Origin of the sequence: Nocardiopsis mangrovi (genome assembly GCF_042653925.1) — a bacterium.
Lineage (GTDB): Bacteria > Actinomycetota > Actinomycetes > Streptosporangiales > Streptosporangiaceae > Nocardiopsis_B > Nocardiopsis_B mangrovi.
This window is the reverse complement of sequence record NZ_JBHSFQ010000014.1, coordinates 73,981-99,224: the sequence shown is the minus strand read 5'-3', so window position 1 is coordinate 99,224 and position 25,244 is coordinate 73,981. Positions and strand designations below refer to the sequence as shown.

General features: G+C 70.2%; 31 protein-coding genes. 20 read left to right on the top strand and 11 right to left on the bottom strand.

Features of this window, described 5'->3' with window-relative positions; all coding sequences use genetic code 11:
• The first annotated feature begins 34 nt into the window (after positions 1–34).
• The gene (locus ACFO4E_RS15745) at positions 35–1,051 is read left to right on the top strand and encodes a LacI family DNA-binding transcriptional regulator (RefSeq protein WP_378575383.1); all 1,017 of its coding nucleotides are present in this window, start codon (positions 35–37) and stop codon (positions 1,049–1,051) included.
• Positions 1,052–1,636: 585 nt separating this feature from the next.
• On the opposite strand, the gene ACFO4E_RS15740 is transcribed toward ACFO4E_RS15745, so the two are convergent.
• Genes ACFO4E_RS15740 through ACFO4E_RS15730 form a run of 3 tightly spaced genes read right to left on the bottom strand, consistent with a single transcriptional unit; the run spans position 1,637 to position 5,327 of the window.
• Positions 1,637–3,784, bottom strand: a complete 2,148-nt coding sequence (locus ACFO4E_RS15740) for a xanthine dehydrogenase family protein molybdopterin-binding subunit (RefSeq protein ID WP_378575380.1) — start codon at positions 3,782–3,784, stop codon at positions 1,637–1,639.
• Positions 3,781–4,773, bottom strand: coding sequence for an FAD binding domain-containing protein (locus tag ACFO4E_RS15735; protein ID WP_378575378.1), 993 nt, complete (start codon positions 4,771–4,773; stop codon positions 3,781–3,783). Before ACFO4E_RS15735 ends, ACFO4E_RS15740 begins: the two co-directional genes overlap by 4 nt.
• On the bottom strand, positions 4,770–5,327 hold the full coding sequence (locus ACFO4E_RS15730) for a (2Fe-2S)-binding protein (RefSeq protein ID WP_378575376.1): 558 nt from the start codon (positions 5,325–5,327) through the stop codon (positions 4,770–4,772). Before ACFO4E_RS15730 ends, ACFO4E_RS15735 begins: the two co-directional genes overlap by 4 nt.
• A 231-nt stretch (positions 5,328–5,558) precedes the next feature.
• On the opposite strand from ACFO4E_RS15730, the gene ACFO4E_RS15725 reads away from it, so the two are divergent.
• The gene (locus tag ACFO4E_RS15725) at positions 5,559–6,134 is read left to right on the top strand and encodes a TetR/AcrR family transcriptional regulator (RefSeq protein WP_378575373.1); all 576 of its coding nucleotides are present in this window, start codon (positions 5,559–5,561) and stop codon (positions 6,132–6,134) included.
• A 42-nt stretch (positions 6,135–6,176) separates the two neighbouring features.
• Here the strand turns inward: ACFO4E_RS15725 and ACFO4E_RS15720 are convergent, their stop codons facing one another.
• A complete protein-coding gene (locus ACFO4E_RS15720) occupies positions 6,177–6,566 on the bottom strand; it encodes a hypothetical protein (RefSeq protein WP_378575370.1) in 390 nt (129 codons plus the stop codon).
• Between the two features lie 20 nt (positions 6,567–6,586).
• Positions 6,587–7,345: an alpha/beta fold hydrolase gene (locus tag ACFO4E_RS15715; protein ID WP_378575367.1), complete on the bottom strand. Its 759-nt coding sequence runs from the start codon at positions 7,343–7,345 to the stop codon at positions 6,587–6,589.
• A gap of 738 nt (positions 7,346–8,083) precedes the next feature.
• Between ACFO4E_RS15715 and ACFO4E_RS15710 the strand changes: the two genes are divergently transcribed.
• From ACFO4E_RS15710 to ACFO4E_RS15680, 7 genes are all read left to right on the top strand, one after another.
• Complete coding sequence (locus tag ACFO4E_RS15710) at positions 8,084–8,251, top strand: hypothetical protein (RefSeq protein ID WP_378575364.1); 168 nt, start codon at positions 8,084–8,086, stop codon at positions 8,249–8,251.
• Positions 8,252–8,497: 246 nt separating this feature from the next.
• Positions 8,498–8,647 (top strand): hypothetical protein, encoded by a 150-nt coding sequence (locus ACFO4E_RS15705; protein WP_378575361.1) that lies wholly within the window; start codon positions 8,498–8,500, stop codon positions 8,645–8,647.
• A 12-nt stretch (positions 8,648–8,659) separates the two neighbouring features.
• Entirely contained in the window at positions 8,660–9,151 is a 492-nt protein-coding gene (locus tag ACFO4E_RS15700) for an effector-associated constant component EACC1 (protein WP_378575545.1), read from the top strand.
• Positions 9,144–10,700, top strand: a complete 1,557-nt coding sequence (locus ACFO4E_RS15695; protein ID WP_378575359.1) for a caspase, EACC1-associated type — start codon at positions 9,144–9,146, stop codon at positions 10,698–10,700. Before ACFO4E_RS15700 ends, ACFO4E_RS15695 begins: the two co-directional genes overlap by 8 nt.
• 33 nt (positions 10,701–10,733) lie before the next feature.
• Positions 10,734–11,021 (top strand): hypothetical protein, encoded by a 288-nt coding sequence (locus tag ACFO4E_RS15690; protein WP_378575357.1) that lies wholly within the window; start codon positions 10,734–10,736, stop codon positions 11,019–11,021.
• A gap of 11 nt (positions 11,022–11,032) precedes the next feature.
• The gene (locus ACFO4E_RS15685; RefSeq protein WP_378575354.1) at positions 11,033–11,476 is read left to right on the top strand and encodes a hypothetical protein; all 444 of its coding nucleotides are present in this window, start codon (positions 11,033–11,035) and stop codon (positions 11,474–11,476) included.
• Between the two features lie 607 nt (positions 11,477–12,083).
• Positions 12,084–13,562, top strand: a complete 1,479-nt coding sequence (locus ACFO4E_RS15680) for a serine/threonine-protein kinase (protein ID WP_378575351.1) — start codon at positions 12,084–12,086, stop codon at positions 13,560–13,562.
• A gap of 77 nt (positions 13,563–13,639) precedes the next feature.
• Here ACFO4E_RS15680 and ACFO4E_RS15675 read toward each other — a convergent pair whose 3' ends face one another.
• Entirely contained in the window at positions 13,640–13,879 is a 240-nt protein-coding gene (locus tag ACFO4E_RS15675; protein ID WP_378575349.1) for a hypothetical protein, read from the bottom strand.
• A gap of 103 nt (positions 13,880–13,982) precedes the next feature.
• Between ACFO4E_RS15675 and ACFO4E_RS15670 the strand changes: the two genes are divergently transcribed.
• On the top strand, positions 13,983–14,270 hold the full coding sequence (locus tag ACFO4E_RS15670; protein ID WP_378575347.1) for an alcohol dehydrogenase catalytic domain-containing protein: 288 nt from the start codon (positions 13,983–13,985) through the stop codon (positions 14,268–14,270).
• Here the strand turns inward: ACFO4E_RS15670 and ACFO4E_RS15665 are convergent.
• The gene (locus tag ACFO4E_RS15665; protein ID WP_378575344.1) at positions 14,258–14,836 is read right to left on the bottom strand and encodes a TetR/AcrR family transcriptional regulator; all 579 of its coding nucleotides are present in this window, start codon (positions 14,834–14,836) and stop codon (positions 14,258–14,260) included. The two genes, ACFO4E_RS15670 and ACFO4E_RS15665, sit on opposite strands and share 13 nt — an antisense overlap.
• 112 nt (positions 14,837–14,948) lie before the next feature.
• Here ACFO4E_RS15665 and ACFO4E_RS15660 point away from each other — a divergent pair, with 112 nt between their 5' ends.
• The 7 genes from ACFO4E_RS15660 (at position 14,949) to ACFO4E_RS15630 (ending at position 18,901) form a co-directional block, all read left to right on the top strand.
• Complete coding sequence (locus tag ACFO4E_RS15660) at positions 14,949–15,233, top strand: hypothetical protein (protein WP_378575341.1); 285 nt, start codon at positions 14,949–14,951, stop codon at positions 15,231–15,233.
• A gap of 129 nt (positions 15,234–15,362) precedes the next feature.
• Complete coding sequence (locus tag ACFO4E_RS15655; RefSeq protein ID WP_378575338.1) at positions 15,363–15,548, top strand: hypothetical protein; 186 nt, start codon at positions 15,363–15,365, stop codon at positions 15,546–15,548.
• 13 nt (positions 15,549–15,561) lie between these two features.
• A complete protein-coding gene (locus ACFO4E_RS15650) occupies positions 15,562–16,431 on the top strand; it encodes an alpha/beta hydrolase (protein ID WP_378575335.1) in 870 nt (289 codons plus the stop codon).
• A gap of 159 nt (positions 16,432–16,590) precedes the next feature.
• On the top strand, positions 16,591–16,854 hold the full coding sequence (locus tag ACFO4E_RS15645; RefSeq protein ID WP_378575333.1) for a hypothetical protein: 264 nt from the start codon (positions 16,591–16,593) through the stop codon (positions 16,852–16,854).
• A gap of 4 nt (positions 16,855–16,858) precedes the next feature.
• Complete coding sequence (locus ACFO4E_RS15640) at positions 16,859–17,125, top strand: peptidoglycan-binding domain-containing protein (protein WP_378575331.1); 267 nt, start codon at positions 16,859–16,861, stop codon at positions 17,123–17,125.
• A 168-nt stretch (positions 17,126–17,293) separates the two neighbouring features.
• A complete protein-coding gene (locus ACFO4E_RS15635; protein WP_378575328.1) occupies positions 17,294–18,559 on the top strand; it encodes an IS256 family transposase in 1,266 nt (421 codons plus the stop codon).
• A 93-nt stretch (positions 18,560–18,652) separates the two neighbouring features.
• Positions 18,653–18,901, top strand: coding sequence for a hypothetical protein (locus ACFO4E_RS15630; protein ID WP_378575325.1), 249 nt, complete (start codon positions 18,653–18,655; stop codon positions 18,899–18,901).
• A gap of 394 nt (positions 18,902–19,295) precedes the next feature.
• Here ACFO4E_RS15630 and ACFO4E_RS15625 read toward each other — a convergent pair whose 3' ends face one another.
• A complete protein-coding gene (locus ACFO4E_RS15625; protein ID WP_378575322.1) occupies positions 19,296–20,108 on the bottom strand; it encodes a hypothetical protein in 813 nt (270 codons plus the stop codon).
• Positions 20,109–21,102: 994 nt separating this feature from the next.
• Between ACFO4E_RS15625 and ACFO4E_RS15620 the strand changes: the two genes are divergently transcribed.
• Positions 21,103–21,381 (top strand): hypothetical protein, encoded by a 279-nt coding sequence (locus tag ACFO4E_RS15620; protein WP_378575319.1) that lies wholly within the window; start codon positions 21,103–21,105, stop codon positions 21,379–21,381.
• A gap of 391 nt (positions 21,382–21,772) precedes the next feature.
• Here the strand turns inward: ACFO4E_RS15620 and ACFO4E_RS15615 are convergent, their stop codons facing one another.
• Together ACFO4E_RS15615 and ACFO4E_RS15610 are read right to left on the bottom strand one after the other, a co-directional pair.
• On the bottom strand, positions 21,773–22,471 hold the full coding sequence (locus ACFO4E_RS15615) for a hypothetical protein (protein WP_378575316.1): 699 nt from the start codon (positions 22,469–22,471) through the stop codon (positions 21,773–21,775).
• A 253-nt stretch (positions 22,472–22,724) separates the two neighbouring features.
• Positions 22,725–23,117, bottom strand: a complete 393-nt coding sequence (locus ACFO4E_RS15610) for a DUF6221 family protein (protein ID WP_378575313.1) — start codon at positions 23,115–23,117, stop codon at positions 22,725–22,727.
• Between the two features lie 226 nt (positions 23,118–23,343).
• Between ACFO4E_RS15610 and ACFO4E_RS15605 the strand changes: the two genes are divergently transcribed.
• Positions 23,344–24,447 (top strand): ATP-dependent DNA ligase, encoded by a 1,104-nt coding sequence (locus tag ACFO4E_RS15605; protein WP_378575311.1) that lies wholly within the window; start codon positions 23,344–23,346, stop codon positions 24,445–24,447.
• Positions 24,365–24,880: a DUF4352 domain-containing protein gene (locus tag ACFO4E_RS15600; protein ID WP_378575309.1), complete on the top strand. Its 516-nt coding sequence runs from the start codon at positions 24,365–24,367 to the stop codon at positions 24,878–24,880. The genes ACFO4E_RS15605 and ACFO4E_RS15600 overlap by 83 nt, the downstream gene beginning before the upstream one ends.
• Before the next feature lie 71 nt (positions 24,881–24,951).
• On the opposite strand, the gene ACFO4E_RS15595 is transcribed toward ACFO4E_RS15600, so the two are convergent.
• Positions 24,952–25,212, bottom strand: coding sequence for a hypothetical protein (locus ACFO4E_RS15595; RefSeq protein WP_378575306.1), 261 nt, complete (start codon positions 25,210–25,212; stop codon positions 24,952–24,954).
• Positions 25,213–25,244: the final 32 nt, after the last annotated feature.

The following is a 25,244-nucleotide window of genomic DNA, read 5'->3' as shown; positions in this document are numbered from 1 at the left end:
GTCAAGACCGCCCCCGCCCCCGGAGGAAGCACCGATGACCGCGCCCGGGCCGCCGCGGCGGCCGACCATCATGGAGGTCGCCCGCCTGGCCGGCGTCTCCCACCAGACCGTCTCGCGCCACCTGCGCTCCGACGGCGGCGGGCTCAGGGCGTCGACCCGCGAGCGCGTCGACGCCGCGATCCGCGAGCTTGGCTACCGCCCCAACCTCGTGGCGCGGTCGATGCGCACCCGACGCTCCGGGCGCCTGGCGATCCTGCTGCCGGCGGCGAGCTTCTCCGGCCCGGCCCGCATGCTCGCCGGCGCCATCGCCGCCGCGCACGCGGCGGGCTTCACCGTCGAGGTGCTCAGCCTCGACGGCGGGGCCGAGGCGCGCACCGGCCGGATGCTCGAACTCGCCGCCTCCGGGCAGGTCGAGGGGATCCTGTCACTGGCCCCGGTGACCGCCGACAGCGACCGCCGGCGGCCGGACGGCGCCTCCGTCGTGGTCTCGGCCGACTACGACGACGAGATGCGCGGCATCGGCGAGATCGCCGACGGGTCGATCCTGGGCGAGCTGGTCGAAGGGCTCGCCAAGGCGGGCCACCGGCGCTTCCTGCACGTGGCCGGCGCCCCGCAGTTCGCCTCGGCCCGGGGCCGCAGGGCGACCTACGTGGAGACGGTCGACCGGCTGGGCCTGGAGTCGCACGGCGTGGCCGACGGCGACTGGTCGGCCGAGTCGGGGCGCGAGGCGGTGCGCTCCCTGCCCGAGGGGTGCGGTGTCACCGCGGTGATCGCCGCCAACGACGTGGTCGCCGCGGGCGCGGTGCGCGGAGCGCTCGAACGCGGCTGGGACGTGCCGGGCGACCTCAGCGTGACCGGCTGGGACGACGCCCCCGTCGGCGCCTACCTCTCCCCGTCGCTGACCACCGTCGCGGTGGACCTGGAGCGGCTGGGCGCGGGCGCCATGGAGCGGCTGATCGCGGCGGTGCGCGAAACCGCGCCCGCGCCGCGGCTGACCTCGCTCAACCGCGTCATCTGGCGGGAGTCCACCGGCCCGGGCCCATGGCGGTGAATACGGTGGGAAGGCGACGCGCGTGGCGCCGGACCGTCCGCGCGGAAATCCGCGCGGACGGACATCGATGGTCCCTCAGTCGAATCCGCGGCGCCGGAGGCGCACCTCGACGATGGTGGCGCATGTCGCGCCGGCCACGAGAAGGCATATCCCCGTGTACCCCGGCCCGCTGCGGATCGCGGTCTCCGTCTCCATCGGTTCACAGGAGCGCCCTCCCCCGCCCGTCAGAGCGTTCGGCCCGCACACATCACCCGGGGCATGGGCCGCCCGCCGCGATCGACCCGGTCGTCGCCGAAGACGACCGCTGGACCGGCGAGGAGCATGATGCAGCCGATCAGAACGGCCGGGTGGGCGAAAGCCGGAATGTACTCGGGAAGGGGGTATTTCCGCATGGTGCGACCGCGGCAAGGCGCGGCGGGGCGTGCGGGGTCCCGTGAAGTGAGCGTCATCGGGCGTAACAGGGATGTCCCGGCGCGCAGCGGGCCCCGCCCGTCGCCGGGACGCGGTTCACGGTCCATCGCGGCCGGTGGACCGATCGTCGTCGTCCGGGACTGGGCGGCGGGCACCGCCGCACGCCGTGCCTCCTCACCCCGGGACGGTCCCCGCCCCCGCTGAGAGGACCCGGTCGGGGCGGATCGGGAGGTGGCGGTGGCGGACGCCGGTCGCGTGCCAGACCGCGTTGGCGATCGCCGCCGCGGCGCCCACGATGCCGATCTCGCCGATGCCCTTGATACCGACCGGGTCGTCGGGGTCGATGTCCTCCACCCAGTCCGCCTCGATGAGCGGCACGTCGGCGTTGGCCGCCACGTGGTAGCCCGCGAGGTCGGCGCCGACCAGGCCGCCCGACGCCGCGTCGCGGAACGCCTCCTCATGCAGGGCCATGGAGATCCCCCACGTCATCCCGCCGATGAACTGGCTGCGCGCGGTCAGCGGGTTGACGATCCGGCCCGCCGCGAAGATCCCGAGCATCCGCCGCACGCGGACCTCTCCGGTGGCGGTGTCAACGGCGGCCTCGGCGAAGTGCGCCCCGAAGGAGTCCCTCTCCTTCTGCGCCAGGGCGCCGAGCGCCTTGGTGGTGTCGGAGCGGACGGTGACGCCCTCCGGCGGGATGCCGCCGCCCAGGGCCAGCCGCTCCTTGAGCTCCCCGGCCGCGGCCGATACCGCCCACCCCCAGGAGCGGGTGCCCATCGAGCCGCCGGCGAAAGCCGCGGGGCTCAGATCGCTGTCGGCGATGTGCATGCGGATACGGTCCGGGGCGACCTCAAGCGCCTCCGCGGCGACCAGGGCGATCGCCGTCCGCGCCCCGGTGCCGATGTCGACCGCGTTGATCCGGACCGTGAAGGAGCCGTCCGCCTCCGCCGTCACCTCCGCCGTGGAAGGGGCGGCGACGACGGGGAAGACGGCAGCCGCCGTACCGGTCCCGAGCGACCAGCGCCCCTCGCGGCGCACGCCGGGGCGCGGATCGCGGTCGGCCCAGCCGAACCGGCGGGCGCCCTCCGCGAAGCAGGCGAGCAGGTTGCGGCTGGCGAACGGCAGCCCGGACACCGGGCCCGCCTCGGGTTCGTTGCGGACGCGCAGCTCGATCGGGTCCAGTCCGCACTTCTCGGCGAGCTCGTCGATCGCCGACTCCAGCGCGAACGACCCCGGCGCCTCGCCGGGGGCGCGCATCCAGGCCGGGGTGGGCACGTCCAGCCGCACGAGCCGGTGGACGGTGCGGTGCGCGGCCGCGCGGTACAGGGTGCGTCCCGGCGCGGCGCTCGCCTCGATGAACTCGTGCTCGGTGGACGTGAGGTTCTGCGCCTGGTGGTCGAGGACGCGCAGCCGCCCGTCGGGATCGGCGCCGAGCCGGACCCGTTGCGCCGTGGGGCTGCGGTAGCCGCAGAGCGCGAACGTCTGGCGGCGGGTGAGGGCGACCCGGACCGGGCGGTTCAGGACGGTCGCGGCCATCGCGGCGGCCACCAGGTGCGGCCGGGTGGATTTCGACCCGAAGCCGCCGCCGACGTGCTCGGAGCGCACCCGCACCGACGCCCGGTCGAGGGAGAACAGCTGTGCCAGATCACCGGCCACCCATTGGGTGCCCTGGTTGGAGTCCACGACGTCGAGGCGGTCGCCGTCCCAGCGGGCCGCCGCCGCGTGCGGTTCGAGCGCGCTGTGGTACTCCTCCGGCGTGGTGTAGTCGGCGTCCACGACGACCGCGGAGGCGGCCAGCTCGGCCTCGGCGTCGCCCACGACCACCTCCGCCGGCCCGATCGGGGTCGGCCCCTCAGGAACGTAGGTGCCGGGGCGCCCGGCGGAGAACGCGACGTCGTGCGGCTCCCGGTCGTACTCGACCGCCAGCGCCTCCGCCGCCTCTCTCGCCTGCTCGGGCCGCTCGGCCACGACCAGCGCCACCGGCCAGCCGGCGTAGGGCACGCGGTCGTGCTGGAACAGCCCCAGGACCGGGTCCGGACGCTGGCCCATGATGGACGTGAAGTCGGTTTCGAGGCGCGGGGCGTTGCCGTGGTGCAGGACGGCGAGGACACCGGGCATCGCCAGAACAGGGGCGGTCTCCACGGCGCGGATGCGGCCGCGGGCGACGGTGGACAGCACGAGCCAGCCGTGGGCGAGCCCGGCGAAGGGCAGGTCCGCCGCGTAGCGGGCGGCGCCGGTGACCTTCTCCCGGCCTTCCACGCGCGCGTGCCCGGTTCCGACGGCCCGGACGGGGGCGGCAGGGGTGTCCTGGACGGTGGTCATCGGGCGGCCTCCTCTGCGAGTTCGGTGAGCACGGCCACGATCAGGTTGCGCATCAGCGCCACCTTGTAGGCGTTTCCGGTGAGCGGCCTGGCCGCCGAGAGTTCGGCGTCCGCCGCGGCCGCGAAGGCGTCGGGCGTCGCCGGTCGCCCGGTCAGCGCCCGCTCGGCCGCCCGCGCCCGCCACGGCCGGGACGCGACCGCGCCGAGGGCGAGGCGCACGTCGCGCACGTGTCCGTCCTCGACGCCGAGCACCGCGGCGACCGAGCCGATCGCGAACGCGTAGGACGCCCGCTCGCGTACCTTCCGGTACCGCGAGGCGACCGCCGCCGGCGGGGGCGCGACACCGACGCCGGTGATCAGCGCGCCGGCCGGCAGGGCGGTCTCCAGGTGGGGGGTCTCGCCCACGGGGAGGTAGAGCTCCGCGACGGGCAGTTCACCGGGGCCCTCCGCCGTTTCGTAGGCGACGACCGCGTCCAGGGCGGTGAGCGCCACCGCCATGTCCGAGGGGTGGGTCGCCACGCAGTGCTCGGAGGCGCCGAGGATCGCGTGGTTGTGGTGGTGGCCCGCGACGGCCGGGCAGCCGCTTCCGGGGGCGCGCTTGTTGCACGGTCCGGCCGTGTCGGTGAAGTAGCCGCAGCGGGTGCGCTGGAGCAGGTTCCCGCCGACCGTGGCCATGTTGCGCAGCTGCCCCGACGCCCCGGCCAGGACGGCCTGCGCCAGCACCGGGTAGCGGCGGCGCACGCCGGGATGGGCGGCGAGGTCGGAGTTGGCGACCGTGGCGCCGATGCGCAGACCGCCGTCCGGGGCCTCCTCGATCCGGCCCAGGGGGAGGTCGCCCACGTCGACGAGGCGGCCGGGGCGCTCCACACCGGTCTTCATGAGGTCGACGAGGTTGGTTCCCCCGCCGAGGTAGCGCGCGTCGGGATCCGCGCCGAGCAGCGCGACGGCCTCGGCGACGTCGGAGGCGCGCTGGTAGCCGAACTCTCTCATGCGACGGCCTCCTCGGAGTCGGCGGTCCGCGCCTCGGCCGCCCGGGCGACCGCCTGCACGATGGACACGTAGGCCCCGCAGCGGCACAGGTTGCCGCTCATCCGCTCCCGGATCTCGTCGGCGGTGAGCGCCGGGGGGCCTGCTTCGGGACTGATATCGGCGGTGACGGCGCTCGGCCAGCCCGCCGCGTGCTCCTCGATCGCCGCGACGGCGGAGCAGATCTGGCCGGGGGTGCAGTAGCCGCACTGGTAGCCGTCGAGGTCGATGAAGGACTGCTGCACCGGGTGCAGCCGGTCGCCGTCGGCCACGCCTTCGATGGTGGTGATGTCGCGGCCTTCGGCGGTCACCGCGAGCCTGAGGCAGGAGACGGTCCTGCGGCCGTCGATCAGCACGGTGCAGGCGCCGCACTGGCCCTGGTCGCACCCTTTCTTGGTGCCGGTGAGGTCGAGGTGCTCGCGCAGCGCGTCGAGCAGGGTCGTGCGGTGGTCGACGGGCAGCGTGTGCTTCTCTCCGTTGACGGTCAGGGTGATGACGCTGGACGTCGATGGGGCCATGGAAGCCTTCCTTCGCGTATGTGGTGCGCGTCGGAGCCGACCGGCGAGGTCACGGGCCTGCGGCGTGCGAGACAATGTCGGTCGGCGGTCGATTCCGGCACGTCCGTGGGGGACGTCCCGTCGGCGGGATGGCTTAAGTGGACAATTGTCCGCCACGCGGGAATCTACCGGACAACTGTCCGCTCAGCAAGGCCGGCCGGCGCCGCGGCACGGCCGGAAAAGGGAGAACGGGTGCACGACGACAGGGAGGTCCCGCTGCGCTTGGACGCGCAGCAGAACCGCGAGCGCATCCTGAGCGTGGCGCTGGCCGAACTGACGCGTTCGGCGGACGTCCCGCTCAGCGTGATCGCGAAGAAGGCGGGCGTCGGCCAGGGAACGATGTACCGCAACTTCCCCAGCCGCGAGGCACTCGTCCTGGAGGTCTACCGCAACGAGCTCCAGCAGGTGGCGGGGGCCGCGGACCGGCTGCTCCGCACGCGCCCGCCCGACCGCGCCCTGCGGGAGTGGATGGACGGCCTGGCCCGGTTCGCCGTGGCCAAGTCCGGCCTCGCCGACGCGCTGCGCAAGGCGACCAGCGCCCCCGGCAGCCCGGGCAAGCCCGGTCACGACCAGGTGACCACCGCCATCGCACGCCTGCTGAAGGCCAACGAGCAGGCGGGCACCATCCGCCCCGGTGTGACCCCCGACGACTTCATGCTCGCCGTGGCAGGGCTGTGGCAGATCGGCCCCGACGACGGGCCGGAGCGCGCCGACCGCCTTCTCGACCTGGTCATGGACGGCCTGCGCGCGGGTGCGCCGGGCCGGTGACCGGGATCGGCCCCCGCCGGCGCACCGGAGAGCGGCAGCGGGCTACTGTCCGCGCCGGACGCGGTCGTCCCACAGGCCCGCCACCAGGGCGGCGAAACCGTCGTGGGGTTCGGGGTCGTCCCCGTCTCCGGGCCACCACTCATAGGCGGTCCACTCGCCGTTCTCGGCAACGCTGTCGGCGTGCAGGAAGAGGTACTGGCCGCCGCCGCCATTGTCATCGGCGATCAGCAGCGACCTCTCCAGCAGCCTGATCAGTTCGGGGTGGTCGTCGGCCAGGCCGAAGTCCGACCATGAGAAACACGGTCCAGTCCGCGACGGTCGACGGGGGGACGGTGGCCATGGTCGAACTCCTCCAACGGTGTGTACGCGGCGGGCATCATCCCAGCACGCTGCGACATTCGGCGCCCGCCCCTCCAGACGCCGCCCGACCACGCCGGCATGGGCGGGCCGCGCTAGTGCGCCGGGGTCGACCGGATCCATTCATCGACGCGGCCGTTGAACCAGTCGGGGTACTGCAATGGCAGCCCGTGCCCCGCATCTCCATGGATCACCAGATCGCCGCGCGGATGGTCGTCACGGAGGCGGCGCATCCCGCGCAGGAGCGCCCGTGGTTCGTTCGCTCCGGCGAGAAGCAGCACCCGGCCGGGGAACCCGGGCCAAGCGGACGGCGTGCGGAACTCGGCGTTCGCCCGCGTGAACGCGAGCAGGTTCTCCTTCGAGAGTGCCCGGGCGGTACGGAGGTAGTCATCGAACAGACCGGGCGGGACGAACAGCGACCGTGCCTGCGCCTTCGCGAACCACGTCCGCCGCGCCAGGGGGGCGGCGGCCCCGACCAGCAGCAGGCTCAGGCCAGGGGCCGGAATACCGACGGTGAGCGCGCTGGTCACGATGGCGCGGCTGATCAGCTCGGGATGGGTCGCGGCCAACTCGACCGCGATCTGTCCGCCGAGTGAGAACCCCGCCACGGTGATGTCCGTGCCAGTGGGAAGCCCCTGAAGACGTCCCGCCAGCTCGGCGACGATGTCCGCGCTCGTGGTGAAGGGTTCGCCGCTGCTCCGGTCATGCCCGGGAAGGTCGGGAACGAGCACGCGATAGCGCGACCCGAAATGCGCGACCTGCGCTTCCCACATCCACCCGCCCACGCCGCCACCATGTATCAGCAGGAGGACCGGCGCACCGCTCGGCCCGCTCTCTCGCACGTGCAACTGCACCCTCCACCACGACCCGGCGCCACGAGCAGGGCCGATCACCGACGCGGATCGGCACCTCAGATCGGTGGCAGACCAACGCGGAATCACCCATCCGCGATGAAAACACCTCTGTCCACCACACTAGTGAATCCTCAGCGCTCCCGACCAACCGCGAAACATGCCTCCAGCCGGATCCCTTCGGAGCAATCGAGGATCCCATCCCCCACCGACCCCGGAACGCCCCGGAAAAATCGCCTCACATCCGGGGGACCCGCATCAGCCCCTAAGGTGAACGGTCCCTGCACCGACCGCGGTTTCCAGGCCGGATCAGAGTGAACCGAGGCCGCATACTTTCCGCCTCGCTTGCGCACGGAGACCAGCCGCCCGCCGCATTTGTCGGCGAAGCACGACGCATGGCCGCGCACGAAATGGGCCGGCTGCCGGGCTGACCACGGCCGACGAACGCATACCGACTCTTGAACGCACGCCTGAACTGCGACAGAAGCGCCTCCATGGCCGGGCCGAGAATTCTTCGGCACATATTCCGCAAGCGGCCCTCGGGAACCGGCGATGACACCCCGGATACGGGCGGGCGGATGCGGCGTAGGCCGTGGATCCACACCGCCGGACCGGCCGGAAACGGCCAATATCAGCTACTCAAGGAGCCTATCGCCGGCACATACCGCTTGGTATTTTCACGTTCGAACCGAAAGAGAAATGCGCTTGAGGGCACCAAGGTGGTCCGGTAGGGAGTAGCCGATGAGCAAGTGCAAGAGGTGCGATGCGACCGGGCTCGATGCCGGCATGACGCTATGCGACCCCTGCTTGCGGATGATCGGGTCGACCATGCAGGAGTTGGAACGGCAGGGCGTCGACCTCCTCGACCCCGACGACCCCGCCAACCCGTTCGCGCCTCCGTCGAGATGACCGCCGGGCGGCGGCGGTACCCGCCGCTGCCATCGGCCTTCCGGCGATCGCGTCGCGCATCGTGTCGCCACGGCGCTCCACCCCATCGGCCGACCGTCGTCCGGGCGCGGCCTGCTGACGGACGACGAACCATCGGGACGGGAGACCACGTTGCCCTCGAACGCCTCCCACCAGTGCCCCAAGTGCGGACGATCGGTCTCACAGGTCGGGCGACTCTGCGACGTGTGCGAGCGGTGGATCGAGGATGTGACCGCGGAGCAGGTCCGCCGCGGCGCGGCGATGCACGAGGAGTGGAAGCGCCGGGATCGGAGCGGTACCGGCTGCCTGATGGCCACGGTCGGCCTCCTGACCATCCCCATCAGCCTGGCCGCCGGCCTGATCGACACCATCGCGTGACACCGGGTGACGATGGACGCCGTGCGCGGACGATCGGCCGAGGACGCTCGTGAGACGGACGCCTGCGTAGAACGCCGACATATGGACCGAGCGGACCCCCTCGACGCGGAGGCCCCGATGCCTGAACCGATCTCTCCACAGGAGCCCGAACCCGCCGCCGCCGCCGAGGCACCGTTCGAAGTCGTCCTGACGGTCTCGGAGCCGGCCGGCGTCGGTCCGCTGTTCCGACGTCTCAGTACCATCCCGGATGCGACCGTCACCCGAAGGCGCTCCGGCCCGCGTGACGGCGAGCTCGGCGTCGCCGAGGTGTTGCAGGTACTCGTGCCTTCTTCGGCGGTGCTCGTTGTCGCGATCCGGACGCTGCCGGTGTTCATCAGGTCCCGGCGGTCGTCGGTGACCGTGACGGTGACCCGGGGAGACCGGTCCGTGACCGTCACCGGTGAGAACCTCGACGACCCCCAGAAGGTCTACGAGATCACCGACCGCCTCCTCGGCGATGACTGACCCGGCGAACCGGGACTACTCCCGGTCGCGTGCGGTCCTCATGGGTACCTGGGACTACACGGACTTCGATCAGGTCCTCGCGGTCGAACGCAGCTACGACCGGATGCGGGACCTGCTCCTGGACCCGGTGTGCGGCCCGTGGCCTGAAGCGTCCATCGTGCCGTTCGGGAACCGCCCCACGCTCGGCACGACGCGTGTCGAGCTCATCGACGCGTTCATCGCGGCCACGGATGTCGCGTTCTTCTACTACGTCGGACACGGGATCTACGATCATCGCGAGCGGCTGTACCTCACCGTGGGCGACACGAGGACCGATCCGAACTACACGGCCGCCACGGGGCTGCCGTTCGAGGCGGTGCGGGACGCGTTCCGCGCCAGCCGGGCCGCGGTCAAGATCGCAGTGCTCGACTGCTGCTACGCGGGGCTCGCCACGGAGGAGTACGGCCGCCTCTCCGCCGACCGCCTGCCCCCGGTGTCCGGCGCCTACCTGCTGATGAGCAGCGGTGCGTTCGAGGCCTCCTGGTACGAGGGCGAGGCCGTCGCCGACGCGCAGACGTACTTCACCAAGGCCCTCGTGGACACCGTGCACGAGGGTATCCGCGGCGGACCGGCCGGCCTTACGTTCGATCACGTCTTCGGCGTGGTCGCCGACCGGCTCGTCGAGGACGGCAGACCCGAGCCGGGCCGCCGCGTCGAGGACCACGCCGCCGGCTGGGTGTTCGCCCGCAACAACGCTCCCGACGCCCCACCCGAACCCGGCGCCGACCCGGACACCGTCTACCGCGAGGCGTACCGCCGAGAGACCAAGGAGGGCGTCGAGCGACTGCCGGTGATCGCCGCGATGTACCGTGCGGCGGCCGCGGCCGGACACACGCCCTCGATGAACCGGCTCGGGCAGATCGCCGAAGGCCGGGTCCAGGCGAGGATGCAGGGTATCGAGCCGGGACCCGTCGACGGTGCGGCGCTCCTGGAGGCGACGCAGTGGTACACGAAAGCGTCCGAAGCCGGCGACCCGGTCGGCCCGCTTCACCTCGGGCAGCTCTACGAAGAGCGGTACAAGGACCAGGACCAGGCGTTGTACTGGTACGCCCTCGCGGCGCGCCGGGGCAACGGCGCGGCACGCGAACGGCTGACCGGACTGGAGCAGCGCATCCGCCTCGGCATCGACGCGTCCCGGCAGCCCGGGGCCAGGGGCGGGACCGACGGGGAGCCGCGACCGGCGCGCCCGGCGCCCGCGGCCGACGCGGCCGACGCCACCGTCGCCGGCCTCGCTACCGGGGCACTGCGACAACGATGGCTGGCCGACTGGGACGGCAGTGAGGCGCTGGCCTTCGCCCAGTGCCTCGACGTCCTCATCGACGCCTGCGGCGGGCCCTACGGTGAGTGGGCGGCTCTCGACGAGGCGGAACGAGCGCGCATCGTCACCGACTTCACCGCGCTGCGGCCCCGCCGGGGGGACCTCGCGAGCGCGGCGCGCAGGTACTACGAGGCCGTCGGTCCGGGGAACCTGCGCGACCGCGCTGCGAGGCTCCGTCACCGGGCGAAGTGATCCGAACCGAACCACAGGACAAGGGAGCGCGACATGGAGATCCCGGAAGTCAGCACGGCACTCCGGCAATCCCTCGAACGCCACCGGTTCTCGCTCCAGCCGCAGCCCGGAGCGCGCCCCGGCGAGGAGACCGTCCACGTCGTCCTCGACAACGGTGCGGGAACGTTCCACGCCGGCCATGTGGACCACCACCTGGGACTGTGGTCCGCCTTCGCCGTCGTGCGAGCCCACGGGCTCTTCCGTTCCGACGAGGTCGGCCGGCACGAGTCGTTCGAGGACGCCGTGCTGACCGTCCTCACGAGTTTCACCCACGTCGAGTAGGAGGCGCCGGAATGCGTGTCGAACCACGGTTCTGCGACCAGGTCAGATGCCTCGTCCTCAAGGACCGCAGGGCCAAGGCGCTCGACGAAGCCCTCTCACCGGCCGACAGGATCGCCTTCAACGGCTTCCTCGTCTCGGTGGTCGCGGTGCTCCTCGCGCCGCGCCTGGGCGATCGGTGCGCGATCGATGACCTCGCGGCGTTCAGCGATGAGGTCGCCGCCCGGCACCGCGGCGAGCGGCGGCCGGTCAACGAGTTCGTCGTCGAGGAGATCCTCCGCGAGATCTACGGAGTGCCCCGGCTCTTCCAGACGATCCCCGTACCCCCCGCGGCCGTCTCGTCGGCGGGCGCGGCGATCGTGCGGTACCTGAACAACACGGACACCGGTATCGCCGCCGACATCGACCGCATCCTCGACACGGCCGTCGACCTCCACCAACGCCGCACCCGCCAGTGATCCCGCGCGGCCGCCACACCGAGCCGCCGGCCTCGGGTTCCGGGCAGGCGTAGCGAGAAGCCCGATCGCTGTCGGCCGACCCCCTCTTCGGCCCCCTGGGCGCATGAAACGCCCACGCGTGACCAAGCGGATGGGCCTCTGACCGGAGTCGGCCGCCCCGAACCGCCCCGGATCACGGTGTGTTCCTCGGGGGTCCAGAACGGTGACGGGAAGAAGGCACCGGGTGCCGCCCGTCCACGACGCGCCTCAGCCCGATCTGACATGTCCGGGCGCGGACCCGGACATGTCAGTGACCGACCCGTGACGTGTCCCGCCACTTCCTGCCTTCGCTCGCCACCGGCTCCCCGGGGGCGAGCGCGACCGCCGGATCCTCGCACGCTTCGGCGGCACCTGGCCCGATCGGCCGGAACGGCCGGAACGGTCTTCGCGCGAACGCCGCGGACTTCTGGACGTGGCGGCGCTGCGCGATCCGGATCGGCGCTCGGCGCGGCGCGTCCGGGACCGTGACAGCGATGAGGCCGCATGGCCGGATGCGGGCACGAGGGCTGCGGCAGCGGAGGGTTTCTGACAGCATCGGTCCGGCGGATACCCAGGCGGAAGCGGTGCCATGTCCCATCCCCCACGCGAAGGCGATCCGGCCCAGGTCGGCCCTTATCAGGTTCAGGGGCGCCTGGGCGGGGGCGGGATGGGCCAGGTGTTCTTGGGCCGATCCCGCGGCGGGCGCCCGGTGGCGGTCAAGGTGGTGCGCCCCGAGCTGGCCGACGATCCCGCCTTCCGCCGCCGCTTCGCCGCCGAGGTGGAGGCCGCCCGCAGGGTCGGCGGGTTCTACACCGCCCAGGTCGTCGACGCCGACCCCGACGCCGAACAGCCGTGGCTGGCCACCGCCTACATCCCCGGCCCCTCCCTGCACCTGGCCGTGGCGGAGTACGGGCCGCTGCCGGCCGAATCCGCGGCCGTGCTGGGCGCGGGCCTGGCCGAAGGGCTGGCCGCCGTGCACGACAAGGGACTAGTGCACCGCGACCTCAAACCGGCCAACGTGATCCTGGCCGAGGACGGTCCCCGGCTGATCGACTTCGGCATCGCCCGCGCCATGGACGCCACCTCCTACACCCAGACCCACACCGTGCTGGGCACCGCCGCGTTCATGTCCCCCGAACAGGCCCGCGCCGACGCGGTGGGCCCGCCCAGCGACGTGTTCTCCCTCGGGTGCGTGCTCACCTTCGCCGCCACCGGCCACAGCCCCTTCGGCACGGGCCCCGCCCACGCGGTGGCCTACCGCGTCGTGCACGAGCCGCCGGACCTGTCTGGTCTCCCCGCCTCCCTGACCGACCTGGTCACGGCCTGCCTGGCCAAGGACCCGGCCGACCGTCCCGGGGTCGACGAGATCCTCCGCCGGCTGGCCCCGCCCCGACCGGCCGCCACCGGCTGGCTGCCCGCCGACATCACCGCCGCGATCACCCTGCGCCGCACGGCTGTCCTGGGCCCGGACACCCCTGCCCCCGCCTCGGCGAGTGCCACGAAGGCCGCGCTGGCGGCCAGATTCCTGGGGGATGTGAAGGCGCTCATCACCCGGCGTCACGCCGTGGCCGTGGCCCCGGACGCCCCCGCTCCCGACCCGGCGCCACCCCGCAGCCGCGACCGGCGGCAGCAGCCGGCGCAGAAGACACGGGCCACGGCCAGCGATTCCCAAGGGAGAACGACGGCCTTCGGCTGGGTCGTGGCCGCCGCGTCGGCCGTCGCCGTCGTCTACTTCCTCATATGGCCCGCGTTGAGCGGGGACTCAGAGGCATCCGCTTCCCGAGCCGCCTGCGACGAGGCATTTCACGCCATCGCCGCGTTCGAGCGGGACCATCCGACGTTCGACGGATCGGTCGGCGACGACCCTGCGGCGCAGTCCGCGGCCATGCGGTTGTCCGACGACCTCGCGGCCGTGTCCGAGGAAGCCACCGATGACAACGTCAGCATCGCGATCCACAACCAGGCGGTGTTGATCCAGTCGGGGTCGGGCCCCGCCAACACCGTTTGGGCGTCCTATTACGCTGACATCGTCGACAGCTGCGACGCCGTGGGCGCCGACCAGAAGTAGCCGATGACGCCGCCGACCGCGCCTGGCGGCGGCCGGCCGCCAACCCTCGGGTGCGGTCCCCGTACGTCGGCCGCCGACTACTGCTCCGATCCGTCCTCACGGTTCTGCTCCGGACCGCGCCGGATCCGGGCCGCGTCCTTGCGTCCGACGAACGACAGGACCAGGAAGACCAGGGCGATCAGAGGCCCGAAATAAAGGAGAAAGGCCGTGATGGGCTGGTAGTAGAAATCCACTGGTCGCGCTCCCGCCTGCTGGGCGGCGACCAACCAGAGCACGACACAGATCACGAGCGCGATTCGGGCCCACGTGCGGGTCATGGCGATCTCCGTTCTCCGTTTCCAGTATGGCCCCGCCCTACGTGCCGATCAAGCCCCGAGGAGAAGGCAGAGGCCGACGCCTGCGGCCATCGGTGCCGGGCAGGTGCTGGTGCGGGTGGCGGCCACGTCGTTCGACCCGGTCGACGACCACATCCGCGCCGGCATCCCGGCCGGGATGCTCCCGATCACTCTCCCGTACGTGCCGGGGATCGACCTGGCGGGCACCGTCGCTGAACTCGGCGCGGACGTGACGGGCCTCGACGTCGGCGACCGAGTCGTGGCGATGCTGCCCCTCGACTCCGCCGGCCCGGCCGCCGCGGGCGCCGAGTTCGGCACCGGCGCGACCTACCGGCCGGTCGGCCCGCGGGTCACGGTGGTTCATGACGCGTGACTTTCCCCCTCGAATGCCGCCGACGAGGTGATGAAGAGCTCGGCCGCGGCGTCGACCTCGGCGGCCGGGGTCAGCAACCTTTGCAGCAAGAGTCCTCGCAGACATGCGGTCGCGATGATGCTCTGCCGCCTGGCGTCGGTCGCCGTGGCGCCGTCGCGAAGAGCCGCCGCTTCGAGAAGCTGCGCCAGGCCATCGATGTCGACGACGAGCTCCTGGAATGCGTCGCGTTCATAGACCGCGAGCCCGACCAGGTGGAAGAAGGCATGGGTGCGATCTTCGTGCGCGGGGTCCGAGTAAAAGTTCCAGATGGCTCTGCACAGGGCCACGAACCCGAGTTCGTCGCCGGTCGCGGCGATGACGAGGTTGTCACGGCGGCGCGCCTCTGACAGCACAGCACGCAGCAGACCCGGCCGCGATCCGAAGTGATACGTCAGCAACGTGTGGTGCACACCGAGCCGCTCTGCTACCTGGCGCATGGACAGGTTCGGGCTGGGGCCGTTCTCGCCGAACTCATCGAACAGCGCCTCCAGGAGACGCTTCTTCCCTTCCCCCACCGGCGATCTCACGTTGCCTCCGTTTGACGGTTTCACCACTGTTGAGTACGTTACCCGATATTCAATTCACCACTGTTGAGGACAGTGGGCCGCGGTCCGCGAGAGGAGGTTCGATGACCGATACATGGTCGGTCGGCGGTATATCGTCGCGGACGGATCGGGCGCCGACCCGACCGCGGTCGACGTGTGCGTTGAGGACGGCATGATCACCGCGATCGGGCGGGCGCCGGCGGGCGCGACGATCGTCGACCTCAGTGGCATGGCTCTGACCCCGGGACTGATCGACGCACACGTCCACCTGGGTCCCTCAAGCCCGGTCAGAGCGCAGTTCGGGTTTCGGCTCTCGGCTGCCGAGCTCGCTGCCGGCATCTTCGCCGCCACATTCCCGGGCTCTGTGCCTTGTCGCTGATGCCGGGTGACGCCGATGAGCTTCGGCGCGATGTGCGCGAGTCGTTCCGTCGTGCCGTCGTGGCGCGAGTCTCCCGAAGCTGTGCGTCACGGGCGGTGTCGGCGCTTGCGCGCCGAGCTGGAATCACCCATGCGAGCGCTCGTGTCGGCCACCGGCGTCAACGCCGACATCCTCGGTCTGGGCGAGACCGTCGGGATGATCCGCGTCGCGACGCAGGCCGACATGGTCGCCCGGCGACAAGACCGCTCCACGACCCGAAGGTGTTCGCCGATCCGGACCTGGCCGCCCTCGTCGTCAAAGGCGGGCGCATCATGAAGGAAGGAACCTAATGAGCGAGATATTGCACGGCTGCTTGCCGGACACGGAGTACCTGGAGGTGACCGCCCGGTCAGGGCACCGCTACGGCGTCTGGGTGACCACGCCTCCCGGTTATGCGGACTCCACGGACCCCCTACCGCTGATCTACGTATTGGACGGCAACTGGACGGTCGGCCTCACCGCACCCCTCATCGTCACCCAGGCGGACCCGTATTTGACGATCGCCCCCTACATCCAGGTCAGCATCGGGTACACCGGTAAGGAGGCTGCGGCCTGGGCACAGATCCGCAACCGCGACCTCGTGCCGCCGGGGGAACCTATCGGTGACGACACGCTGGCCACCCTCACGGCCGCCCGCGATGCGGGTGCGATGACCCAGGAGCAGGTCGACGCCTATCTCGCGGAGCTGGAGGAAGCCCAGGCCGACGTCTTCCTCGACTTCCTGACCAGCGAACTCCACCCTCACTTGGGGTCGAAGCTGCGTGTCAGCGAGTCCGGGCACGGCCTCTTCGGCTACTCCTACGGAGGTCTTTTCGCCCTCTACGCATGGCTGCGCGAGACAGGACTCTTCGCGAGCATCGGTGCGGGCAGCCCCGGTGTGGCCAGTACGGACAGCCAGATCTTCACCCTCGTCGAAGCCCTGCCGGAACTCGGCGAGGACGCAGCCGCTCCACGGCTGCACATCACGCTGAACGAAGCCGAACTGCTAGGAGACATTCCGTTCTATCGCGGTATGGCCCGTAACGTCCTTGCGACGGTGGAACAACTGCACACCCAGGGGCGGTCAGAGCAGGTTTCGAACGCGTTGTTGCGGGAGACGCACGTCACCGGGCTACAAGCATCATTCCTCAGCTACGTGAAGACGTGCCACAGCCGCTGACCGGCCACGGACGTGAGCGACCCGATAGCTCATCCGCGGCCGTGAACGGGGGTTCGACGACCTGTTCGACCAGCCCATGGCGGCGCACCCGCACGGCCGATGAAATCCGGCATCCGGCCACGCTGCGCAGTAGTCAACGCGAGATTCTCAGGAGCGCGGGTGGACCACCGCCGGCGCCCACTGCCCTGCCACAACACGTCGGCGATCGGGGTGTGCGTCATCGGCACCTACTCCCGAACCCTTCCTTCCCCGGCGGCGCTCGCCGCGGTCGCCGCCCTGTACACCGAAGCCGGCAACCGCACCGACCGCGACCTGACGATCATGGGCGACCGGGACGGCTTCTCGACCTCATGCCCCGGCGACGCCCCTCTACGACTGGGTGGGCGACGGCACGCCCACCACCTCACCCACCGAAGGAGATGACGACATGGTCGGACTGCGCGAAGGTGACTCCGGCGAGCGCGTGAAGTACCTCCAGGAACTCCTCGTGAAGGGCGGCCACTCGGTCGGCGGCTCGGGTATCGACGGCGACTACGGCCCCAACGCCTCCAAGGCCGTGCTCGCCGCCCGCAAGGCCGAGGCAGCGAGCAGGACTTCGGCGACCGGATCACCGGCGCCGCCGCCAAGCAGATCATGTCCCAGTTCATCAAGGCGCACGTCTGAGGGGCCGAGGGTGGACCCGGAACGCCCTTGAGCCGACTCGTTCCATCCGTAGGTGGTGGAAGTTGAGTAGGCGTACTCACGCGGACGGCAGCGCCCGGCCTCACGATGAGCGCATGAGAGATTCCCACGAGGAGGACAGAGGCCCGACAGACGGGACTGTACAGATAAGGGTGTAACTCTAAGGGGGTAATAGTTCACCATGAGTGACAAGACGCAGTCGAAGGCGGATACTGGCAGGTCAGACGAGGAACTCGTCGCCGAGCTCGTCGCCAAGGCCAAAGCCGAGGGCATCGACATGGTCGGGGAGAACGGCCTGCTCAGCCGCCTCACCAAGACCACCCTGGAGAACGTCCTCGCAGCTGAGATGGACGCCCACCTCGGCTACGCCAAACACGAACGCGCCGCCGAGCCCGGAGGCAACGCCCGCAACGGCACCCGGGCCAAGACCGTCACCACCGAGGCCAGCCCCGCGCAGATCGAGGTGCCCCGCGACCGCGACGGCTCCTTCTCCCCGCAGATCGTGCGCAAGCGCCAGCGGCGACTGAGCGGGGTCAACGGCATCGTCCTGTCGCTGTCGGCCCGCGGGCTCACCCACGGCGAGATCTGCGCCCACCTCGCCGAGGTCTACGGGGCCGAGGTGTCCAAGCAGACCGTCTCGGCCATCACCGACGGCGTCGTGGAACGCATGGCCGAATGGCAGAACCGGCCCCTGGACGCGGTCTACCCCGTCCTGTTCGTGGACGCCATCAACGTCAAGATCCGCGACGGCCAAGTCGCCAACCGGCCCGTCTACATCATGCTGGGGGTGACCACCGAGGGCGAACGCGACATCCTGGGGCTGTGGGCCGGCGACGGCGGTGAGGGCGCCAAGTACTGGGCGCACGTCTTCACCGAGCTGCGCAACCGCGGTGTGGCCGACGTGCTCATGCTCGTCGCCGACGGGCTGAAGGGCATGGGCGAGGCCGTGGAGGCGGTGTGGCCGCGCACCGTGGTCCAGACCTGCATCGTCCACCTGTTGCGCAACAGCTTCCGCTACGCCTCCCGCGCCGACTGGGACAAGGTCGCCAAGGCACTCAAGCCTGTCTACACCGCGCCCACCGAGGAAGCCTCCCTGGAGCGGTTCGCCGAGTTCTGCGAGGACTGGGGCGAGAAGTATCCGGCGATCGTGCGGCTGTGGGAGAACGCGTGGGCGGAGATGGTGCCGTTCCTGTCCTTCGACGTGGAGATCAGGCGGATCATCTGCACCACCAACGCGGTGGAGTCCATCAACGCCCGGATCCGCCGCGCGGTGAGGGCACGGGGGCACTTCCCCAGCGAGCACGCCGCGCTGAAGTGCGTGTATCTGGCGTTGATGAGCCTGGATCCCAAGGGCACCGGCCGCGCCCGGTGGAGCGCGCGGTGGAAGCGGGCTCTGAACGCCTTCGACCTGACCTTCGATGGCCGCCTTACCGCGACACGCCACTGAACAGGAACAACACTTACACCCTTAAATTGACAGACCCCGACAGACCCACCTGGCCCTTCATATGCCGTCCACGCGACGCTCACAGTGTTGGGGGTGCTCCTAGCCGTGGTCGATTGGTCCGTTGTGAACCTCGTGGCATTCAGCATCTCCGAAAATGGAAGCGCCGGAGCCACGCTTGCCTGGTGGGGTGGCATGGGGACAGCGGCCCTCGTTCTGGGGCTGCTGGGGCTGTCATGGGGGCTCACGGACACGAAGCGCTTCGGCCCCACGCGTTGGTGGTGTGTCGTTGTGGCGTATCTGATCGCAGTATTGCCGTTCACGATCGCGGTGGAGCATTTCTAGGCGGTGATGTCACCCCGTCGCGTCCCTGATCCCGCCCCGCCTCGCATTCCCCCGGCCATTCGGTCGGGGCTTTGTCGTTCCTGGAGGAAACTTCCCAATGAAGATGTCAAGCCGCCAAGGTCACAGGCGGTGAAGCGTGGTAAGGCGTGCCGTCACGGAGCATGGCCCACAGGACGTTGACCCGTCGACGCGAGAGAGCCAGCAGCGCCGTGCACGCATCCTCGACCCCCACCCCCGGCAGCCGCAGCGAAACCGCGACCGACGCCCGGTCCCGCGCGCTGCGAACCCTCGTCCAGGCCCTGGCCGTCACCGCGGTCGTCGGCGCCTCGACCGCCGTCTACCAGCTCGCCACGACCGGCGACGCGCTCACCGGCGCCACCGTCATCACGGCCGCTCACCGGCGCCGGCACCGTTGTAGCCGCGTGGGTCCAACGGCGCCTAGAGGGCACTGGCGAAGGAGAGGCTTGGTCTCCGGCTTCGAATCGAACCGCGCCCCCGCTGCCTCACGACGGCGGCGGGGGCGTTTCGTCGCGTCGGGGTTCAGGACAGCCTCAGAGCGGCGACCTCGGGGCACGCCCTCCATCTCGGCGGCGGGGTACTGGAGCGTGATCCACTCCAGTGTCGTGCCCTCCGGTACCTGGAAGTGGAACGCCACCCCTTCCGCTGACAGTCCCGGGCTCAGCCCGTATCCGGCGTCTTCGCCCGTGAACGCCATCGACCTGTGCTGTTCACCGTCGGAGTCGTAGGCGAAGGCCCACTCCATCCCAGGGATGGTCTCGGCGCCGCTGATGTTCTCCGCTGTCACGGTGACCGGCACGTAGACGGCGCCTTCCTGCTCGGTGTAGACCTCGCCGGCTTCGTCGCTGAAGCTCGCCACCGGATCTCCGAGGGACACGTCGGTGTAGTCGTGGAACCCGTTGGTCGGGCGCTCCTCGGTGGGCGCCTCGGCACCTTGGCCCTCAGGGACGAGGCCGAGCAACTCCGCGTCCTCTTCGCCCGTTGCCTCTCCCGCGTCCTCTCCGACGTCGTCCAGGGCGTCGGCGTCGGCGTCGGCGACGGTGAAGACCATGTACTGCTGGTAGACGAACCAACCGCCGGCGAATCCGATGATGAGCGCGACGACACCGGTCACGGTCGGGAGCACCCACCGGGGGGTGGAGGCCTGCGGGGCGGGCTCCGCGATGGGGGTGGGGGATTCAGGGGCCATGGTGGTCTCCTCGTGAGCTGGAAGGGATGACGCTACGCGCAGCTCATCCGCCCGTGCCGGGATGGACGCGCATTCTCGGGTCTCTGCACGACTCGGTGCCACCGGCAGAATCGCGTGCGGCAGCAGCGTCGAGCACCACGCGGCGGCCCGTGTGCCCCAGTACGGAGCGGTATGCGGCGCCAGGTTCAGCGGCCAGGACACCTCGCGCCTCCAGGTCCAGTCCGCGGGGCACCTCGGAGGGCCGTACCTCGGATCTGATCCGGACGTAGCGGACCGCGTGGCGCCACCTGGTGCCCGTGGTCGAGGTGTCCGGCTGGATCTCGACCACCAGCTCCGGCTCCACCCGCCGGTACGCGATCCGCTCCCGGCTGCCCCACGCCGTCGCGAGAGTGCGCGGCCACGGGTGATCGTCACCAGCACGCTGGAGCAGCGGCGCGATCTCGGCCTGCTGCGCCCGTGTCAGCTCGACCTTCTGGCCGGCGATCCGCAGCTCCCCGGCGGAATGGGATCAAGGTAGCGATCGAACACTGATCCCGCGGGGAAATCCGCACATCTGTGGATTGGATGTTGGGAATACGAAAAGCCCGCCTCGGAAGAGACGGGCTTCGCTGCCGCGCACCGGCTTCCCCCGGAGCCTCGGTCATTTGCCCTCCGCCCGGTACACGACCGGGGGTCAGATCACGTGCGCCCCCTGCCCGCCAGCTCACAGGGATGCCGTCCTCGTCACTCGGCTCCGGCGGGCCCACCGGCAGCACGGGCATCGGCACGTCCGCGTCCACCAGGTTCCGCAGGATTGCCCGTTGGAGTGGATGCACAAGGCGCGGGACTCCAAGCCGCTCTGAAGTCACGTCCGCGATCGGCCCGGCCTCATGGTCGGGCCGTTATTTTCGTGTGCCGAGGTCGTGACCATGCGACGGCGCGAATTCCCTGCTCTGGCGTAGAACGTGGGCACAACGGAAAAGAGCGAAGCCACCCTGCGCGATACACTTCCCGCGTGGAAATCACTCTCATCGAAGCCTGGGACAAGCGGTGGGACGGTAAGCAGCTCACAAACTACAGCATCCACGGCATGTCTGTGCTCTGGGCAGCGCGGATCGGAAAGCTGCTGATGTTCCTCGCCGGAACCACTATCGTCCTCGACCGGATCGGCCCCGAACGCCTGAAGACATGGGGGTGTACATTTACAGGAACACAAAAGGAGGCGGGGTATATATCTCATCCTCTTGTACGGGTTTCTGGCGATGATTTCGATCTGGTCGTTCGCATTGATTGATTCGATACCTCGGGACTTGGCCTCCCCAGTCTCACTCATAGTGATTATCGGTTTTGTGGTCAATGCGATCCCGAAGAGGTATTACGGGGTGGTAGTCGGGTGGATCGGGAGTCTCCTCGAACGCCCCTCTTTCGAGCGCGCGCTTCGCGCTATCGCCGTCCCCCTGTTCTTCATCGGGTCCGGTCTGGACTACCTGGTGTCCTGAGCACATCGCATTGGTGCCGGACCTTGGTCATCCCCGCTGCCGGCGGTCATCCGGAGCGCGAGGGCGGCCGGATCGGGCGGCCAACGAGAAGGCCCGGCCGACCCCACAGGCGCCGGGTCTTGGTCATCCTCCGCCGCCTCCGCCCCACCACGGAGGTGGGACCCAGCCCCACTGCGGCTCCCCGCCCTAGCGCGGCGTGGGCGCGTCCTTCGCGCGTTGTCTGTGTTCCCGCCAGTAGAGAAGGCATCCGAAGACCACGACGAAGCCACCCACAGCCGCCCAGGCCAAGGCGGGTGCCTCAGAAGTGTTCGTGCGCGCGATACGGATGTCCTCCGCGGTACCGATCATGAATTCCGGGGGCTGAGGAGGCGGGGAGATCGGGCACTCCAGCTCACCAGGGAGCGACAGAGTCTCGGCGGTTTGGAGGTGATACACGCCGACCTGGGGATCCCAAACGTCGTGGTCGATATCAGCACGCCCAGAGAAGTGATACCGGGCCGGGGGGCTGGCGGTTCCCTGAAGAGGGATGGTGAGGGTCCCGGCGCGCCGGGCCGAGTCTTCCAGTTCGGTGCGATAGGAGTCGGGGTCCTCACCGTGTCGTTCGGAGGGGGCGATAGTGAGGACGAGAGGGGTGTCCACCTCCACCACCTCCCCGGCGGGGACCGGGAGGTCGTACCTCACTTGTCCCGAGACGGTGACGCTGATCTTGTCTTCATCCGGTTCGAGGGAGGCCACGGAGATACCGAGGTCCGCAGTCTGCGCCCCCGGACAGTTCAGTCGGGGTAGAAATGGTGACTCCTCCGCAACGGCCGGGGCGATCGGAACCGATAGTCCCAGGGCCAGGACACAGCCCATGGCAAGTAGATGTTTCACTAGCGCCTTCACCCCGAGACTTTGTTGATGACCACGTGTGGCCGCAGTTGTCGTCGCTTAAGAGGCCCCGGCCACGGACGCACTCCCGCAGGCGCGGGGAAGGACTTCAGTGTTTGACCAGAGGGGAGGCGCGGCAACGTTTTTCGGCGGAAACCGAAAATCCGTGGTCACGTCGTTGGTCGAGACGCCGGGCACAGGTATGCGACCCTTCGACACGGTGCACCCGGACGCCGTCGCAGGCGCCGGGCCTCTCATCGATCTCAGCTCACCCAGGATCGGTCGTGATCCGGGTGGTCGGCGTACACCCCGGCCAAGTCGCCAGCGTCGAGCATGGCCAGCCGGCCTGCGGGTCGCACCCCGCGTGGCACACCCGCCCGCTCACGTCACGCGGGTCCGGGACGGGGCGGTGCGTGTGGACGATCCGCCGCTTGGCATCCACCTCCCGCAGTGCCCGGGCCGGATCATGGTGGGCAATGTGCTGCTGGGTGTCCGGAGGAAACGACACCGCCCATGGCTCCATCGGCTGGAAGGTCTTGTCGGCTCGCCACTCATCGAAGTCGCGCCCGGACCATTCGGCGCCGACCTCGGCCTTGTCAGCGGCCCGCGCCACCGCCTCATCCCCGTGCGGCCGCGCCGCCAGGAACTCGATGATGTCCATTCCACCCTCCCGTCGTGCCCTGATCGCTACGTCGGTCTCGCTCTCTCCATGCACACCACCCGACCCGCGGGCAGGCGGTAGCCGAGCCACGAGGTTCGGCCTGCCCGGCGAGGAGCGTGGCCATGTCACGTCGTGACGAGGTGTCGCCACACGAACGGCGCTGGGAAGTGATCAAGTTCGCACTTGCGCCGGGTTGGACTGGGCTCGCGGGAATCCGGTTCCTGCTGTGGTGGCTCCGAAGCGGCGACGGCCCCATGTAACAGGAAGTCGAATCCCGTTACACAGGACCCTCGGCCTGTCAGGCGGTCACCGGCGCTTCCCTCAGCAGGGTGCCGGTGGCCGCCTTCTACATGCACAGCTGCAATCTCATTTACACGAAACAGATCGGTACCCGGAGATTTTACCGAACGCACTGAAGCACGGTTCTTGTTCGCGATTCCTACGCCGAAAACTCGACGGCGAGATCGTGCGGTGGTCCGGTGACCGCCTGGACTTCGACGCCCTTCTCCGCCGCGACATCGTCGGCCCCCGCCGGTCGAAGCGGCTCGCCGACGAGGAGCCGTGCCATCTTGTGGTCTTCGACCTCCTGCGTGACGAGGACGTCGACATGACCCGGAGTCCACTCGCGGACCGCCGTGAGCTGCTGGAGGAGGCGCTCGCCTGGATCTCCGAACCGCACCTCATGCTCGGTCGGCAGACGCGCGGCCGTGACGAGACCCTGCAGTGGTACGAGGAGATGCCGCAGCTCGGCGTCGAGGACCTGGTCGTCAAGGACGAGCGCAGGACGTACCGGCCCCGACGCGCTCGCCGGGCTCCTGCCGGACGAGGACATGGCGATGGTGCGCGCCCTGGAGCTCGATGTGGACGCCACCACGCCGACCCGAGAGTTCGAGCGGCGCCTCGAACAGCTCGCCGTCGTTGGCCCGCACCTGCCGTGGCACATGAGTCGGCGGTAATAGGCGGACACCAGGGCCCAATCGGGGACGAACCTCAAACACTCACAGTAACCATCGAACGACCAGGTCACCACGCGAAACGTGACGCAAACCCGCACCAACCGGTTCACCTGGTGACCCCCTGTGGCCAAACCCCACGAACTCCGCCCTCGGAGACCTACTGTGCTCTCACCAGCGCAGAAAGAGAGATCCCCCATGTATGGACCCCCTCCTCCACCCGCACAGCCGAAGAAGAACGCGTGGCTGTGGGGCTGCCTCGGATGCGGCGGAGCCGCGTTCCTCGTGCTCATCATGGGCGTCGGGTGCGTCGCCGTCATCGGCTCCAATGTCGATGCCCCACCCGAGCCCGGGGGGAGCGGCGAACAGGCCGCTGATGACAGCGCCGAACCGGCGGCCGAAGAGGACACCGACGGCGGAGACGCCCTGATCCCCCTCGGTGAACCCGGCACGGTGGACGACTGGACGGTCACCGTCGCCGGCATGGAGACCACCAGCGTCTATGGCGACGAGTTCCTGGAGGAGACGGCTCAGGGCGAATTCCGGGTCATCAGCTTGACCGTCGAGAACACCGGCTCTGAGGCGACCTATTTCGACTCCTCCGCGGTGAAGCTGGTCGACGCCAACGGTAGCGAGTACAGCAGCCAGACCGTCCTCGGCGGCGACGACCTGTTCCTGGAGCAGATCAACCCCGGCAACTCCGTGTCAGGGGAGGCTGTGGTCGACGTTCCTGAGGGGACTGAGGTGGCCGAGGTCGTCGTCGAAGACGTCTGGAGTTTCTCGGACCCGTTGCGCTTCAGCGCCGAATAGATCCTGGACACAACGAAGCGCCCCCGCCGCCTCACGGCGTTCGGGGGCGCTGCTCGGTTGGCACCCGGAGGTCAGCCCTCCCCGCCGGGCGTGCCCTCCAGGCGGCGTCGGACCCACGCGGCTACAACGGTGCCGGCGCCGGTGAGCGCGGCCGTGATGACGGTGGCGCCGGTGAGCGCGTCGCCCGACGTGACGAGCTGGTAGACGGCGGTCGAGGCGCCGACGACCGCGGTGACGGCCAGAGCCTGGACGAGGGTTCGCAGCGCGCGGGACCGGGCGTCGGCCGCGGTTTCGCTGCGGCTGCCGGGAATGGGGGCCGGGGATGCGTGCACGGGTCCTCCAAAAGAGAAGCCATGGCCGACCG